Raw genomic sequence first — 15,733 nt, 5'->3', positions numbered from 1 at the left:
ACAACAGCAACAACAACACCCCGACTGCCCCTACCAGACAGACCCAGACAGCGGCCGCGAGACATTTTCCTGAAAAACGCCCCAAAACAGCGCGCCCTTCCCGCTTCAAAAGCACCATAATCCCCTGTTGAAATTCCCCCTACTTGTTTGAAATCGGTTTTCGCGAGGACAGCGTGTCTAAAGGTGTTGTGTTATCGGTGTCGGCCTCGGTGTTGTTTGCCGTGATGTATTACTTCACGTCATTGCTGACGCCATTGAGCGGGCTGGAAATTTTCGGCTGGCGCATGTTGCTGACCGTGCCGTGCATGACGGTGTTCATGATCGTCAGCGGAGAATGGCGGCGGGTCTGGGAATTGCTGCGAGTGCTGGCGGCCAAGCCTCGGCTGATCGGCGGTGTGGTGCTGTCGTCGGCGTTGCTGGGCGTGCAGTTGTGGTTGTTCATGTGGGCGCCGCTGAATGGGCGCAGCCTGGATGTATCGGTGGGTTACTTCCTGCTGCCGCTGACCATGGTGCTGACCGGGCGCCTGGTATGGGGCGAACAGTTGTCCTACCTGCAAAAGATCGCGGTGTTTTTTGCCGGCCTCGGGGTACTCAACGAGTTGTTCCAGGCCGGCGGGTTCTCCTGGGCGACGCTGGTGGTGATCATCGGTTACCCGCTGTATTTCATTGCGCGCAGATACCTCAAGACCGACCACCTGGGCGGACTGTGGCTGGACATGGCACTGATGCTGCCGGTGGCCTGGTGGTTTGTGCAAAGCGGCGAACAGGGCTTTGCGGTGATGGATGCCCACCCCAAGCTGTACGGGTTGATCCCGATACTGGGCCTGATCAGCGCCTCGGCGCTGGTGAGCTATATCATCGCCAGCCGTCTGCTGGCGTTCAGCCTGTTCGGACTGCTCAGTTATGTCGAGCCGGTGCTGTTGCTGGTGGTGGCGCTGCTGCTGGGTGAAGGCATCAAGGCAGGCGAATGGTTGACCTACATCCCGATCTGGATCGCGGTCATGGTCCTTGTGTTCGAAGGGGTCAAGCACCTGGTGCGTCAGCGCAGGGCTTGAGCGACGAACAGGCGACAGGCCGCAACAGCGCCTGATGATGTTGAGTGGCACCCTCATCGTCCAGGGTGGTGAATTCTACTGGCGTGCCGGTCAGGCCCTCGTGAGGCAGCCCGGGCATCGCAATCCGTGCAGTCCCATAGGGCGCGACCATCGGCGGATCTTCGCTGCGATGCTCCACTGCGCGGAGTGTCAGTACCACCCCGGACAAGGTCACGTGATAGGGCGTGGGGTTAAGCACCTCCAACCCCGCCTCGCCTCCACCGCTTACGGACCATTGCAGCGCGTGAGCCGCGTCCTGCACCTGCCCCGGCAGTTCGGCGGGCCGGAGGAAAAGCTTGATCCGCGTACGAAAGGCAAATTGCAGGACGTTGGTTTCAGCCGAGGCCTCAACACTCGGCCTGATTGCCAGCACGTTCAGCCAGTACACCGACTCCCGGTCAGCCATCGGCTTCGGCGTTTGATAATGCATGATCCGCAAGGCGCGTCCGGTGCTTGCATTCATGCGAACGATGGGTGGCGTAATCGTGAACGGCACATCACTGTTTTCGGGCGCCGCCGCCGCATCGCCGTCATCGATCCACGCCTGCACCAGGCGCGGACTGTCAGCCTCGTTGTGCAGGTTGATCACCACCGCGCGCGCGGCGCCCGGATAGATGACACGTGTGCGGTCAATCACGATTTCACCCTGCGCGACGATCGCCTGCAGGCTCATCAGCACGCCAAGGCCCCTGCTCCACAGCGCGATGCTCATCGGTAGCTCATTGTGAAGGACGCCAACCCGTTCGCGCTGCCGGGCCGGATCGATGAGCCCGTCTGGATATAACGTGCAGTCAAAGGAATCTGCACGGTTGCATTGCCGGTTGTGCCGACCAGCCACTGGTTCGGGTTGCCAATGGTCGTGGAGTCGGCGCCGTAACGCACCAGTGTGCTCCCCCGCAGTAGTTGCAGTGCGACGCCGCTGGCCACGGAGGTCGGGGTCAGGGATAACACATCGCTGCGATTGGCCGGCGTGGTCTGGTCTGTCACCGTTATAAATACGTCACGCGTAGCACCGCTGGTGCCGCCCGTACATGACAGTGTGATGTTACGGGTCACGCTGCCGGCGAAGCTGCCCACCCCGCGAAAGTCACGTGCAGCCACGGCCGGCATGGGCATTGCAACCGAAGGCGTGGTGACGCTGCAGGTGGGTTTGCGGGGCGCATTGATCGTGATATTGGAAAAGTTCACCGCGTAATAGCCGGCCCCGCTGATGGGCGTGCCGGTGATCGTATACCTTGCAAGGTTCCTGGCGGCGATCGTGCCGCCGGTGATGGGGCCCGTGGCTACAAAGTAGATACGGGTATCAAGCCCGAGGACGATGGGCCTTGCCCTGATATCTCCAACAATCAGTGTGACACCCGCCGTGTTGATAGGCATGAACGGCCGATTCGGGTCCCTCGCCATCATGGCAAACCCGACCCCAGGCACATTGGTGGCGTGCACCGGCATTGAAAGCCCGTTGGCGGAAAATGTCTGGCCCGTCGGCGGGCTATTGACCAGCGCCAGCCTGGCCTGTGCCCCAAAAGCAATGCCAGTGGTACACCGAAGCGCAGATCCTGGAGGGCTGTCAAAGCGATAGCCGCTGGCGGACCCTATCACTTGTCCTACCTGTTGCCCGGCCGCAACGGTGATCGGGGGAATAGTAATATTCACCGACGGGCCGGGGGCGCAGGTGATCGCTTGAGCCTCCAGCGCCACCATCCATCCTCCCAGCACCACGCCGGCAAGCGAATACCTAGTCATGAAAACAACACCTCTGTCATATCGGATAAGTCTTGCATCGCATCAATCATGAATCGGCGCTCGCTCATGGCTGGCCCGCCACCTGGCGAGCCTGGCTCGCCACGCATACCCCTTGCATGAAGTCGGTAGTGACCTGTCGCTGGCCGGCGGTGGCCGGCGGCATGTGGTAGTGGATATCGCACTGCTCGGCGATTTTGCTGCCCCACTTGACGGTCAGGCGGCCCTCCTGGGGGATATCCCGGACGAAGGCTTTGCTGGCCTGCCCCACCACACCGACCTCACGCCCTTGCCCATCGAATACCTGTGCGGCAAATGGCAGCGGGCTGCCATTCTCGCGAACGCCCTTGACCACCACTGCCCGGCCGTTGACGGTGTCGAACTTGACCAGCGATACCGCACCCGAGGTCGGTACGACGTTGCGGGTCGATTCCTGAAGCTCCACATCCAGCGACATGCCTTCCGGATCGATCTCCACCGTATTGTTCTGGAACGCCGTCAGATTGGGCACGACGGCGTATCCCTTGCTGTTGACCCGTGTACCGCCGCCACCGCCAAGCCGGGCGCCTTCGGCTCCCGGCACATGGACCAGCGCCGAGGCTTCGCCCAGGCTTTGCGAGAACGCCACACCGTCGGCGTGCACGACTACTCCGCCGTCGGCGCCGAACGAAAGCTGCGAGCTATCGCGGCTCTGGCCATATCCGGCGCGCAGGTGGGTGGCATCGGTGCGATAACCCGCATAGGTGTTGAACTGGCTGGAGCGCGTGCTATCACTGGTCGCACGGTGGGCGGAAACACCGTAGTTGACCTCGGCGTTCTCGCCCAGGAAGCCGTTGATGCCCACCTGCTGCTGGCTGCCCCGTGTATCGCCGGTATCCCGGGACAGCGAAGTATTGATCGTCGGCGACCTCGACTCACTCCCCAGGGGCATCGATAGCGTGAGCATGTAGCGGTTATCAATGCGCCCGGGTTGACCGATACGCCCGAAGAACACATCGTCACTGAGTTCGCTTTGGGTCAGTTGTCGCGTGTCCTGGACCCTCGAACGTTGCGCCGAAAGGTTCCAGTTGAGCTTGTTCCAGGTCGAGCCGTAGCTGGCGGTGAATGAAACCTGGCGGCCCTCGTTCTCGCCCCAATAGTCGACAGAGCTGCCGTACAGGCTCAGGGTGCCGATGCCCAGTTGCTGGCTGATGGTCAGGTCGAGCCGGCTTTTTTGCCGGGCATAGCCGTTGACATCACCGGAGCGGCTCGCGATCTCACGCACATTCAGGGCATCCGGAAGGTTCAGGTATCCCTCCGTGGAGAATCGATACGCGCCCAGCGCAAAATGCGTCCCCGAGGCCGGCAGGCTTTTGTTGTAGCCAAGCCCGAGGCTTTGCCCGGTCAGGCGTCCATGCTCTGGCACTGCGGTACGTGAGGTGGCGGTGTCCAGCGAAAAGGCGCCGACGGGCGTATTCAACGCAACACCGACCTTTCCCTGCTCATAGCCTTTGGAAAGACTGCCGCCGCCATACACCGTCAGGTCATCGGTCAAGCCGCGTTGCAGAGTGCCTTGAAAGACGTTCGCACCTTTGGCATCGATGCCCTTTTGCTGCACCTCACCCAGGGTGGCGCTGTATTTCGTCGTGTCGGCCCGCAGCAGCTGCGGGGCCACTGAATACGGCACGACGAAGGTGTTCCGACGCCCGTCGACTTCGGTCACGCTGACGATCAAATCACCGCCGTAACCGGTGGCATGCAGGTCACTGATGACAAAGGGGCCAGGCGCCACCGTGGTCTCATAAATGGTGTAGCCGTTCTGGCTGACCGTGACCGTTGCATTACTGTCGGCGACACCCCGTACCTGCGGTGCATAGCCTTGCTGCGTCTGCGGGCGCATGCGGTCATCGGTGGCCAGGGTCACGCCCCGCAGGCGGACCCCGTCGACGATCTGTCCGTTGCTGAAGGTGTCTCCCAGGGTCAGTTGTGACTGCCAGGGGATGATACTGCGCTGCACATACGTGGACGTGTTCTGATAAGTCTCGAAGCCTGTGCGATTGCTCCAGGCCTGGGCGCCCTGGTGCCGCAAGCGCCAGGCGCCCAGATTGATCCCCGCATTGAGGCCCAGGTAAGTACGACCGTCACCTTCACCGGCGGTGACTGCGCTGGTGCTGAAGTTGTAATTGAGTAACCCTGCGGCAATCCCCTCATCCAGCGACTCGGGGTCAATGTAGCCACGCATGGAACGCTTCATATAGGCCTGCGGCACGCTGGCGGCCAACTCGAGCGCACCCGGGTCGAAAGTGCTGGATGCCATCGGAATCCACTGCCCCAGATCGCCGCAGTACTGGCCGGCTGCGGCAGGGTTGCCGACCTCGCGCCCATGGGCCTCGGTATCGACTTTATCCATCGCGATACCGATCTTTTCCAACACTTCGCGACTCAAGCATGGCTGCGCGCCGGCCTTTGCCTGGGCTGCGACGAACTCCACCTCCCTGCGCCCCAATGCCTGGCCGTTGACCACGATATCTACGCGGTACAGGCCGGGGCTCATCGGGTTGCCGGTGTTGAACCGTGACGTGTCGACCGACGACGCCAGGCCACTGGAGAATGCGTTCAGATCAAAGCTCAACTCAGACGCAAGCGCGGCATCGCTTGCCATCACGGCCGCACTCATCAAACCACCCAACATCATCGTGCGAGGCTGGAATGGCAAAATCGGGGCGCAACGATGCACCCTTACCTGGATGTGACTAGGCATAGTTATGACTTCAGTGGACGCTGGGAAATGTACGTTTGCTTGCCCTCATCAACGCTCCGGAGACGCGTTCAGCGATGCAACACAGCAGGCTGCGCCGATGAAAAGCCGCCGAAATCGTTGATGTAGGTGAAACTCACCCGTGCATCGGCAGGTATTGCCTTCGCGGCTTTCGGCACCGGTACCTTCAACGTGCCTCCTGGTTCCACCATCCCTTCCGGCAGGATCAGTTTTTTCGCGTTTGGATCGGCGCCCATGAGCAGGGCAATGTCGTTGAAGGTGACGTGATACGCCGATGGGTTATGCACCTGTATCTCGTTGCCCTGGGCGACCCGCGCCAGGGACCAGCGCAACAGCCCGGGCGCCTCCTCGGGTGTTCCGGATAACTGCGCCGGACGAAAAAACACTTTGGTGCGGATACGGAACGCGAACTTGAAGTGGTTCCGCTGATCGTCTTCAAGTGTGGGATCAAACTCACTGGTCGCACCAGGGACCTCAAGTACATTCAACCAGAACAGCGACTCTCTATCCGCAGGCAGCGGTGCCTTGGTGTAGGACAGGCGCATGGACTGGCTTTTGCCTGAGTCCAGGCGAAATACCGGCGGAGACAGCACGAAAGGCACATCGCTCAGCGACGGCGCTGCCTCTGGGTCACCGGCGTCCAGCCATGCCTGGACCAGGCGGGGTGCATGTTTGTCATCATTGGTCACTCGTAGGGTGACCTCGCGTCGCTGCTCGGGGTAAATCTGTCGCGTACCGTCGATAACCACGCCCGCGTGCGCCATGTGCGAGGCCATCCCCAAGGACAGGCTCAGCGCCACGCACATCGCTCGACGACTTAAGATCATCAGTAAATCCTGCATCGGGTAATCCTTGATAACAGTTGTCCTGCGCCCGACCGCCGGGTCGAGCGAGGATCTCAGGCGATGGTCATCTGCGTGGCTGCATCAAGGAAAGGTGACCGAGTACTGCACACTGCTGGTGACATTACCCGCGCCCGCCGCGCCACCGTTGGCGATATAGCGTGCGTAGAACGGCAAGGTCGCCAGGCCATTGGTAACGGTGGCAACGGTCGAGTTGTTGCCGGTGCGCAAGTCCATCGGCGTGGAGGTCGCACCATCGAGGATTTGTACCTCAACCCGCGAGGCCGGCGTTGCCGTGGCCGTGTTACGCAGGTTGCCGGTTGCCGGGTTGATGCCAGGGCTGGTCGGCTCATAACGTACGGCGACCTTGGTACCGTTCGGGCATCCGCCCGAGCCGCCGACATAGACAAAGTAGCGCTTGGCGCCGGCCGTATCGCCTGCGGCCTTGAGGGCCGAGGTTTGCACTCGGTCAAGCACTACCGGGAAGTTGGCGCCCGAACCTGGCGAGGCCCCGGTACCGCCACTGATGGTGCAGGTGGTGCCACTGACCGAGCCCGTGATCGTGATGGTACCGTCTGCCGCATAAGCGGAGCTGGCGGCAAAGCCGCAAAAGGCCAGCACTGCAGCCGCCAGAGTTTGTTTTGTCATAGTCAGTCTTTCCTTAAAGTTGGGTTCGCGGAATGCACGGTTGCGACACAGGAGAACATCAGCTCTTGCGCCCCCCATGTGTGGATATCGCGATCAATCGGGTTCCCAGGCCTGGAAAAGTCGTTTGTTTCAAGCTCGTTCTGAATTGGCAGGCAAAAAAAATGCTCCGTACCTTGGGATACGGAGCATGTTCGTCAAGCACCTGGGCAGCCTGCCAGGCCCCACATGGATCAGTCGGCGGTCAACACACCACGACGTACCTGGTCCCGCTCGATGGACTCGAACAGCGCCTTGAAGTTGCCCTCGCCAAACCCATCATCGCCCTTGCGCTGGATGAACTCGAAGAACACCGGGCCCATCAGGGTTTCCGAGAAGATCTGCAGCAACAGGCGCTTGTCGCCTTCGATGGACGAGCCGTCCAGCAGGATGCCCCGCGCCTGCAGCTGATCCACCGGTTCGCCGTGGTTCGGCAGGCGACCTTCGAGCATTTCGTAGTAGGTGTCCGGCGGTGCGGTCATGAAGCGCATGCCGATCTTCTTGAGTGCGTCCCAGGTCTTGACCAGGTCGTCGGTGAGGAACGCGACGTGCTGGATGCCCTCGCCATTGAACTGCATCAGGAACTCTTCGATCTGCCCGGCGCCCTTGGACGACTCTTCGTTCAGCGGGATGCGGATCATGCCGTCCGGGGCGCTCATGGCCTTGGACGTCAGGCCGGTGTATTCGCCCTTGATATCGAAGTAGCGCGCTTCACGGAAGTTGAACAGTTTCTCGTAGAAGCCGGCCCAGTAGGCCATGCGCCCGCGATAGACGTTGTGGGTCAGGTGGTCGATGACCTTGAGGCCGGCGCCTTGGGGGTTGCGCTCGACGCCGTCGAGGTAGACGAAGTCGATGTCATAGATCGAGCTGCCCTCACCGAAACGGTCGATCAGGTACAGCGGCGCGCCGCCGATGCCCTTGATGGCCGGCAGGTTCAGCTCCATCGGGCCGGTTTCGATATGGATGGGCTGGGCCCCCAGTTCCAGGGCGCGGTTGTAGGCTTTTTGCGAGTCCTTGACGCGGAACGCCATGCCGCACACCGACGGGCCATGCTCGGCGGCGAAGTAGGAGGCGATGCTGTTGGGCTCGTTGTTGAGGATCAGGTTGATCTCGCCCTGGCGGAACAGTTGGACGTTCTTGGAGCGGTGATTCGCGACTTTGGTGAAGCCCATGATCTCGAAGATCGGCTCCAGGGTGCCCGGGGTCGGCGATGCGAATTCGATAAATTCAAAGCCCATCAGGCCCATTGGGTTTTCATAGTGGTCGGTCATGGCCGGCGCCTCATCATTCTTGTGGGTAGCAATTGGTTATGTGCGAGCAAGGATGAGGTCGGAGGGCGGCGCGCAGGAAAGGCCTCGCACACTGCGGGCGAGGAAGTCACCAAAGATGAGGGGGGAGCCGAGTAGCTTCATGGTTACATCAGTCTCTGACGGCCGAGGCTTGCGTGAGCGCAAGTCCATATTCTTGTATGCGTAAATCGATTCTACACAGCGTAACTGCATTTGTCCGTACTCTTATCAAATCCCCATTGCCCTGGGCTGTGCAAGGGGTTTGTTGCACAGGTAGATCCCCAGCAGGATGACGGCCCCGCCCGCCAGGATGGGCGCCGTCAGTTGCTCCCCCAGCAGCAAGACACCGCAGATCACCGCCGTCAGCGGGTTGAGTGCGATAAACACGCCGGAGCGCGTCGCGCCGATACGCCGGATGCCGTCGTAGTAACCGATATACGCCAGCGCCGAGCCCAACACGCCGAGATAGGCCAGGCAGAGCCACTGGGTGAGTTGCAAGCGGCCGAGCGCTTCTACGCTGACGCTTGCGGTGACAAACGCGGTGCAGGTCAACATCAACGTGCCCAGCAGCACCGACCACGTGACCGTCTGCAATGGCCCCAGGCTTTGGTTGAGCCCACGGGCACACAGCGAATAAACGCCCCACCCTGCCACACAGCCGAGGATCAGCAGGTCGCCGATCCAGGCATCGGCGGTGGCCTGCAACACCTGCGGGTTACGGCTGACAATGACCGTCCCGGCACCGACCAGGCAAAGCAGGATCCCCAGCAGCTTGATCCGACTCAGCCGCTCCTTGAATAAGAGCCAGCTCGCCAGGCCGATCACCGCCGGATTCAACGCCACGATCAGCGAAGCCCGCGACGCATTGATGTACTGCAACCCATAGAAGAAGCACAGGTTGTAGAAAAAAATCCCGCAGAAGCCCAGCACCGCCAGTTGCGCAAACTGCCGAAGGTTCGGGCGTAACAGTCGAATACGCGCGCAGGCCATGAACAGCAACAACGCCAGGCTGGCGAGGATAAAACGCAGGCTGGCGGCCAGCAGCGGATTGAGGTGGTCGGCCAGGAAGCGCCCGGCGACAAAGGTGCCGCCCCAGATCATGGTGACGACGGCGAGTTTGCAATAAGTCAGGTAATCGGAGGCGGGATGCATGGGGATGGCTCTAGGTACGGAGAGAATTGACGTATTCTTCAGTTAATATCTGATCATCGTAAAATGAGCTTTCACTCATGACCCTGACCCAATTGGAAATCTTCTCGCTGGTCGCCGAGCTGCAGGGCTTCACCAGTGCCGCCCACCGCCTGGGCATCAGCCAGTCGGCGGTGTCCCATGCCATCAAGGCCCTGGAGCAGGAGCTCGGTGTGGAGCTGTTTCGCCGCCACCAGTCGCAGGTAGAACTCAGCGACATCGGCCGGCAATTACTCGGACGTGCCCGTGCCATGCTCGGCCTGGCCAACACCCTGCAACAAGAAGCGGCCGATGCCCGGGGCATGCGGCGCGGTACCTTGCGCATCGGCTCGTTCGGGCCGACCGCGTCGATTCGCCTGCTGCCCGCCATCCTCAGCCAGTTTCGCAGCGCCCATCCGGGGATTGAGGTGCATGTGGACGAAGGCCCCGACCGCCAGGTGCTGCAGTGGCTGGATGAGCGACGGATCGATGTGGGCTTTGTGGTGCTGGAACAGGAGCGCTACGACACCTTTACCGTGTTCGAGGACCAGATGGTGGCGCTGCTGCCGGCAGATCATCCATTGGCTGCGCGGGACACCCTGGCCCTGCAGGACTTGTGCGACGATGCCTTTATCCTGACCGAAGCCGGCTCCTCGGAACTGGTCACCCGCCTGTTCGACGCCGGACAACTGCGACCAAGGATTCGTTATCGCTGCGCACAACTGCTGAGCACCCTGGAAGCGGTCAGCCGTGGCGATGGCCTGAGCATCGTCGCCGAAGCGTCGCTGCCCCAGGCACTTGATCCGCGCTATGTGAAGCGACCCCTTTCGCCCCGTGTGCCGCGCCAGATCGGCCTGGCGGTGCTGGATCGTCGGCAGTCGTCACCGGCCACCCTGGCCTTTATCGAGATTGCGCAAGGCCTTGTCAGGGCGAGCAAATTCCAAGCGGGCCATCTATCATCGGAACATTCCCCGCCGGCCTGCCGGTAAAGCCCTCTCCCTGCGCAACAGGCCTGAACCCATGCCCCTCACTGTCAAAGGCCCGCGAAGACTTCTTACCCGCTATGCGATCAGCCTGTTGGCGGGTGTGCTGCCGATCCTGCTGGGTGCGGCCATCCTGTATTGGCAAGCCGAACGCACCCTCGAACAAAGCACGGCGCAAACCGCCCAGGAAGCCGTACGTCAATTCGACCTGATGCTCGACAATACCGCCCTCGCCGCCCAGGCCTTGCTGCCCCTGGCCGGACAACCGTGTGACAGTGGCGCGCAACTGGCGTTGCGTGAACAGGTCACGCGCCGGCCGTTTGTGCGGGCGACGACCTTGTCCTGGCAGAAAAACATCTATTGCAGCTCCCTGTTCGGCAGCAACTACGAGTCACCGGTAAACCCGGATGACTACGTCGATGGCCGCCTGTGGCTGATGAACGGCAACCCGGTTACGCCGGATACCGCGCTGCTGGTCTACCGCCTGGTCGACGGGGACAAAGCGGCGTTTGCCTCGATCGACGGCTATCACCTGACCAACGCCCTGCGCCTGATCAGCCGCTATGCCCAGCTTGTGCTGCAAGTCGGGCCTCACTGGCTCGGCGCCGATGGCAACGTGCACGACACCGCCGTCCCGGTATTTGCCGTGGCCCATCATCATCTGGCGTCCGAGCGCTATCGCTACAGCGTCGACGCCGGCATGCCGGCCGGTGAGGTGTGGCGCTATATGCAGGCACGTTACCCGGCGCTGTTCAGCCTGGTGGTGTTCTTTGGCGTGCTCGCGGGCCTGCTTGCGCACTGGCTGCAAAAGCGCTCCTCGGCGCCCACCCATGAGCTGCAGCGGGCGCTGGGGGCCAATGAGTTCATCCCGTACTTCCAGCCGGTGGTGCGCGGTGACACCCGCGAATGGGCCGGCTGCGAAGTGCTGATGCGCTGGCAGCACCCCAAGGAAGGCCTGGTCCGGCCCGATCTGTTTATCCCGCTGGCCGAACATTCCGGCCTGATCGTACCGATGACCCGCGCCCTGCTGCGCCAGACCGCCGTCCAACTGGCGCCCCATGCGACGCAGTTCACCCCGGGCTTCCATATCGGCGTGAATATCACCGCGCGCCATTGCCACGACCTTGCACTGGTGGAGGATTGCCGTGAATTTCTCGCCGCCTTTGCGCCGGGCCAGGTGACCTTGGTGCTGGAGCTGACCGAGCGCGAGTTGATCGAGCCCACGGATATTACCCGTCGACTGTTCGACGCCCTGCATCAACTGGGCGTGATGATTGCCATCGATGACTTTGGTACCGGTCACTCCAGCCTGGGTTATTTACGTAACTTCAATGTGGACTACTTGAAGATCGACCAGAGTTTTGTCGCCATGATCGGTGCCGATGCACTATCGCGGCATATTCTGGACAGCATCATCGAATTGTCCGGCAAGCTGGACCTGGGCATCGTTGCCGAGGGTGTAGAGACTGCCGAGCAGTGCGAATACCTGGCCGCTCACGGCGTGGATTTCCTCCAGGGCTACCTGTTTGGAAAGCCATTACCCAGCGATGAATTCATTAAAAATCTGGCCAGCCATTCAATAGCCATGCACTAGCGGCGTTGAAATAATGTTAATACGACAAAAGACGTGATTTACTCGTGGCGGATTAACTACTACAATTTTTCTTGCCTGTGCAGAACTCGCAGGACGACTTCTTCTGTGAGTCGCCTTAACGCTATTGGCTTATAGCTTTGTCTGTAGTTGACATCAGCCAAATACACTATTGGAGTATAGATTTTGTCCAGACTCGCCGAATTTCGCGCAGCAGAAAAAGCCCTTCAAGAGCAGCTCGCCCAGCTGGAGTCCCTGAAGAACGACGCCGGCCTGAAGAAAGAAATCGAATTCGAAGAAAAGCTTCAAGGACTGATGAAAACCTACGGCAAAGGCCTGCGCGACATTATCCTGATCCTTGATCCAAACCCGGGCAAGACCAGCGCTGCCGCCGCCAGCGCACCCAAACAGCGCCGTGCGCGCGTGGTCAAGGTTTACCACAACCCGCACACTGGTGAACTGATCGAAACCAAGGGCGGTAACCACCGTGGCCTCAAGGCCTGGAAAGAACAGTATGGCGCGGCCACTGTAGACTCCTGGCTTCGCGGCTGATCGCAGCGCACTAACAAAGAGCCCCGCACATGCGGGGCTTTTTTATTCAAGGGCTCGAAACCGAACTTAAATAACATTTCACCTTGTTGAGAATCGACGGGCGAAACGCACTTAAAGTTTGAGGCTGGCGCGCACCGAACTGACTTCATCCTTGCTGGCTTCGTAAGCGTCGGCTTGACCCGCGTATGAAAAAACATACGCTTTATCGGTATCAACAGCCCCCACCAATGTTTGCGAAAGGACGTGCCGTCCATTCTCGGTAATCACACAGGTAGTTTCCACGGCCTCAAGGCGACTCAGTGTTGTCGAGTGCATCTTGCTGCACACACTTTGATAACCGCCCTGGGCAAAATCTTTCTGGATGGACTTGCGCATCTCCAGCAATACGCCCTGAAGATTAACGTTATGCCCGGCCTCGATCGGCGTCCCCGTCAACTCCATCACCATCAATGTGTTGCCATTTTCGTCGTTCTTGATCGCACGCTGCCGCGAGACCGGCTGCGGGGTGGCCGGCGCGGCGCCGTCGGGCACCACTTCCTCGACCTGCCAGCCGCTGGGCCAGTGAATTTCCGGGTCGCCCGCCCACACCCAGGGGCTGGCCAACAGCAAACACAGAGCGCTCAACAGCGGTATACGACATTCGATCATTGCAAAAGACACCCAAGGTTCAAGCGACAAAGTGTGAGCCCCGCCACCGGCCGGTCGCAAGACCTGAGCGCGCTTTTTCATTTGGCGCAGCAAGCGGGCCTTGCGTATCATGGCCCGGCTGCACGGACGCCAGCCGCAAGCCAAGGGAACGCTCCTCGCACCTGAAGCCGCGTTTGCCCCATTTTTTTCTGGAGGGCCCATGAGCCTGCACGAACTGAACACCTTCCCGGGCGTCACCGCCCAACCCGATACCGCCACCTCGAACTTCGTGTTCAACCACACCATGCTGCGGGTCAAGGACATCACCAAGTCCCTGGACTTCTACACCCGCGTCCTGGGTTTTTCCCTGGTTGAAAAGCGCGACTTCCCGGAAGCCGAATTCAGCCTGTACTTCCTGGCCCTGGTGGACAAATCCCAGATCCCGGCCGACGCCGCCGCGCGCACCCAATGGATGAAGTCGATCCCGGGCATCCTGGAACTGACCCACAACCACGGCACCGAAAACGATGCCGACTTCGCCTACCACAACGGCAACACCGATCCACGGGGCTTCGGCCATATCTGCATCTCGGTGCCCGATATTGTCGCCGCATGCGAACGCTTCGAAGCATTGGGCTGCGATTTCCAGAAACGCCTGAGCGATGGCCGCATGAAAAGCCTGGCGTTCATCAAGGACCCGGATGGGTACTGGGTTGAGATTATTCAGCCAGCACCGCTGTAAGTTTCTAACGCACAACGAAAAACCCCATGATCACTCATGGGGTTTTTCGTTTCAGGACCTGGGCTTACGCCGGAGCGGAGGTACGGATCAAGTGATCGAAAGCACTCAGGGAAGCCTTGGCGCCCTCGCCTACTGCAATCACGATCTGCTTGTACGGCACGGTCGTCACGTCACCGGCGGCGAATACCCCTGGCAGTGAAGTTTCGCCACGGGCATCGACAATGATCTCGCCACGGGGGGTCAGTTCCACAGTGCCTTTAAGCCAGTCGGTGTTGGGCAGCAAGCCGATCTGTACAAAGATGCCTTCCAGGTCGAGGGTCTTGAACTCACCGGTATCGCGGTCCTTGTAGGCCAGGCCTGTCACTTTCTGGCCATCACCTTTGACTTCACTGGTCAGCGCGCTGGTGATCACGTCAACGTTAGGCAGGCTGTACAGCTTGCGCTGCAATACCGCATCGGCGCGCAGCTTGCTGTCAAACTCCAGCAAGGTCACATGGCTGACGATACCGGCCAGGTCGATGGCTGCTTCAACACCGGAATTACCGCCGCCGATCACCGCCACACGCTTGCCCTTGAACAACGGACCATCGCAGTGCGGGCAGAAGCACACGCCCTTGGCCTTGTATTCCTGCTCGCCCGGCACCCCCATTTCGCGCCAGCGGGCGCCGGTGGCCAGGATCACGGTCTTGGACTTGAGGGTCGCACCGCTTTCAAAGCGAATTTCGTGCAGGTCACCGGGATTCTTCGCCGGCACCAGGCTGCTGGCGCGCTGCAGGTTCATGATGTCCACGTCGTACTGACGCACGTGGGCTTCCAGGGCGCTGGCCAGTTTCGGCCCTTCGGTTTCCTGCACCGAGATAAAGTTCTCGATGGACATGGTGTCCAGCACCTGGCCGCCAAAGCGTTCGGCGGCAACACCGGTGCGGATGCCTTTACGTGCGGCGTAGATGGCGGCTGCGGAACCGGCTGGGCCACCGCCGACGACCAGCACATCAAAAGCCTCCTTGGCGCTGATTTTCTCGGCGGCTTTTTCAATGCCGCTGGTGTCGAGCTTGGCGAGGATTTCTTCCAGGCCCATGCGGCCCTGGCCGAAGTTCACACCATTCAAGTAGACGCTCGGCACCGCCATGATCTGACGCTCGTCGACTTCAGCCTGGAACAGCGCGCCGTCGATGGCGACGTGGCGGATATTCGGGTTGAGCACGGCCATCAGGTTCAGCGCCTGGACCACGTCCGGGCAGTTCTGGCAGGACAGCGAGAAGTAAGTCTCGAAGCTGAACTCGCCTTTAAGGGCGCGGATCTGTTCAATCACTTCGACACTGGCCTTCGACGGGTGGCCACCGACTTGCAGCAGGGCCAGCACCAACGAAGTGAATTCATGGCCCATGGGGATGCCGGCGAAACGCAGGCTGATATCGGCACCCGGGCGGTTGATGGAGAACGATGGCTTACGCGCATCATCGCCATCGGTCTTCAGGGTAATCAGCGTGGTGAGGCTGGTTACGTCCTGCAGAAGGGCGAGCATTTCCTGGGATTTCGCGCCGTCGTCGAGGGAGGCGACGATCTCGATCGGCTGGGTGACCCGTTCCAGGTATGACTTCAACTGAGCTTTAAGATTGGCGTCCAACATACGGGCGATTTCCTATTAATTCGGTTTATTGCAG

At 60.6% G+C, this 15,733-nt stretch carries 14 protein-coding genes; 5 read left to right on the top strand and 9 right to left on the bottom strand.

Annotated features, from left to right (window positions below):
- The first annotated feature begins 173 nt into the window (after nucleotides 1-173).
- A complete protein-coding gene (gene rarD / locus BLQ09_RS17145) occupies nucleotides 174-1,055 on the top strand; it encodes an EamA family transporter RarD (protein ID WP_027606575.1) in 882 nt (293 codons plus the stop codon).
- On the opposite strand, the gene BLQ09_RS17140 is transcribed toward rarD, so the two are convergent.
- From BLQ09_RS17140 to BLQ09_RS17105, 7 genes are all read right to left on the bottom strand, one after another.
- Nucleotides 1,024-1,806, bottom strand: a complete 783-nt coding sequence (locus tag BLQ09_RS17140; protein WP_051429372.1) for a fimbrial biogenesis chaperone — start codon at nucleotides 1,804-1,806, stop codon at nucleotides 1,024-1,026. The genes rarD and BLQ09_RS17140 overlap by 32 nt on opposite strands.
- Nucleotides 1,803-2,837, bottom strand: coding sequence for a fimbrial protein (locus tag BLQ09_RS31090; protein ID WP_133822103.1), 1,035 nt, complete (start codon nucleotides 2,835-2,837; stop codon nucleotides 1,803-1,805). Before BLQ09_RS31090 ends, BLQ09_RS17140 begins: the two co-directional genes overlap by 4 nt.
- Nucleotides 2,838-2,901: 64 nt before the next feature.
- Nucleotides 2,902-5,490 (bottom strand): fimbria/pilus outer membrane usher protein, encoded by a 2,589-nt coding sequence (locus BLQ09_RS17130; RefSeq protein WP_256568869.1) that lies wholly within the window; start codon nucleotides 5,488-5,490, stop codon nucleotides 2,902-2,904.
- Nucleotides 5,491-5,642: 152 nt separating this feature from the next.
- The gene (locus tag BLQ09_RS17125) at nucleotides 5,643-6,434 is read right to left on the bottom strand and encodes a fimbrial biogenesis chaperone (RefSeq protein WP_256568868.1); all 792 of its coding nucleotides are present in this window, start codon (nucleotides 6,432-6,434) and stop codon (nucleotides 5,643-5,645) included.
- An 84-nt stretch (nucleotides 6,435-6,518) separates the two neighbouring features.
- The gene (locus BLQ09_RS17120) at nucleotides 6,519-7,082 is read right to left on the bottom strand and encodes a fimbrial protein (protein WP_027606578.1); all 564 of its coding nucleotides are present in this window, start codon (nucleotides 7,080-7,082) and stop codon (nucleotides 6,519-6,521) included.
- A 230-nt stretch (nucleotides 7,083-7,312) separates the two neighbouring features.
- The gene (gene hppD, locus BLQ09_RS17115) at nucleotides 7,313-8,389 is read right to left on the bottom strand and encodes a 4-hydroxyphenylpyruvate dioxygenase (protein WP_027606579.1); all 1,077 of its coding nucleotides are present in this window, start codon (nucleotides 8,387-8,389) and stop codon (nucleotides 7,313-7,315) included.
- 246 nt (nucleotides 8,390-8,635) lie between these two features.
- Nucleotides 8,636-9,559 (bottom strand): DMT family transporter, encoded by a 924-nt coding sequence (locus BLQ09_RS17105; RefSeq protein ID WP_092357966.1) that lies wholly within the window; start codon nucleotides 9,557-9,559, stop codon nucleotides 8,636-8,638.
- 77 nt (nucleotides 9,560-9,636) lie between these two features.
- On the opposite strand from BLQ09_RS17105, the gene BLQ09_RS17100 reads away from it, so the two are divergent.
- The 3 genes from BLQ09_RS17100 to BLQ09_RS17090 all read left to right on the top strand — a co-directional run bounded on the left by BLQ09_RS17100 (nucleotide 9,637) and on the right by BLQ09_RS17090 (nucleotide 12,700).
- A complete protein-coding gene (locus BLQ09_RS17100; RefSeq protein WP_092357964.1) occupies nucleotides 9,637-10,563 on the top strand; it encodes a LysR family transcriptional regulator in 927 nt (308 codons plus the stop codon).
- A 31-nt stretch (nucleotides 10,564-10,594) separates the two neighbouring features.
- Nucleotides 10,595-12,151: an EAL domain-containing protein gene (locus tag BLQ09_RS17095; protein ID WP_092357962.1), complete on the top strand. Its 1,557-nt coding sequence runs from the start codon at nucleotides 10,595-10,597 to the stop codon at nucleotides 12,149-12,151.
- 183 nt (nucleotides 12,152-12,334) lie between these two features.
- Nucleotides 12,335-12,700, top strand: coding sequence for a histone-like nucleoid-structuring protein, MvaT/MvaU family (locus tag BLQ09_RS17090; RefSeq protein ID WP_027606583.1), 366 nt, complete (start codon nucleotides 12,335-12,337; stop codon nucleotides 12,698-12,700).
- A gap of 111 nt (nucleotides 12,701-12,811) precedes the next feature.
- Here the strand turns inward: BLQ09_RS17090 and BLQ09_RS17085 are convergent, their stop codons facing one another.
- The gene (locus BLQ09_RS17085; RefSeq protein WP_092357960.1) at nucleotides 12,812-13,348 is read right to left on the bottom strand and encodes a DUF4946 domain-containing protein; all 537 of its coding nucleotides are present in this window, start codon (nucleotides 13,346-13,348) and stop codon (nucleotides 12,812-12,814) included.
- Nucleotides 13,349-13,547: 199 nt separating this feature from the next.
- On the opposite strand from BLQ09_RS17085, the gene gloA reads away from it, so the two are divergent.
- Nucleotides 13,548-14,069, top strand: a complete 522-nt coding sequence (gene gloA / locus BLQ09_RS17080; RefSeq protein ID WP_027606585.1) for a lactoylglutathione lyase — start codon at nucleotides 13,548-13,550, stop codon at nucleotides 14,067-14,069.
- Between the two features lie 64 nt (nucleotides 14,070-14,133).
- Here gloA and ahpF read toward each other — a convergent pair whose 3' ends face one another.
- Nucleotides 14,134-15,699, bottom strand: a complete 1,566-nt coding sequence (gene ahpF, locus BLQ09_RS17075) for an alkyl hydroperoxide reductase subunit F (RefSeq protein ID WP_027606586.1) — start codon at nucleotides 15,697-15,699, stop codon at nucleotides 14,134-14,136.
- Between the last annotated feature and the right edge of the window lie 34 nt (nucleotides 15,700-15,733).

Source organism: Pseudomonas sp. NFACC25, assembly GCF_900100935.1.
Taxonomy (GTDB): Bacteria; Pseudomonadota; Gammaproteobacteria; order Pseudomonadales; family Pseudomonadaceae; genus Aquipseudomonas; species Aquipseudomonas marginalis.
This window is presented reverse-complemented; position numbering and strand designations above follow the sequence as displayed.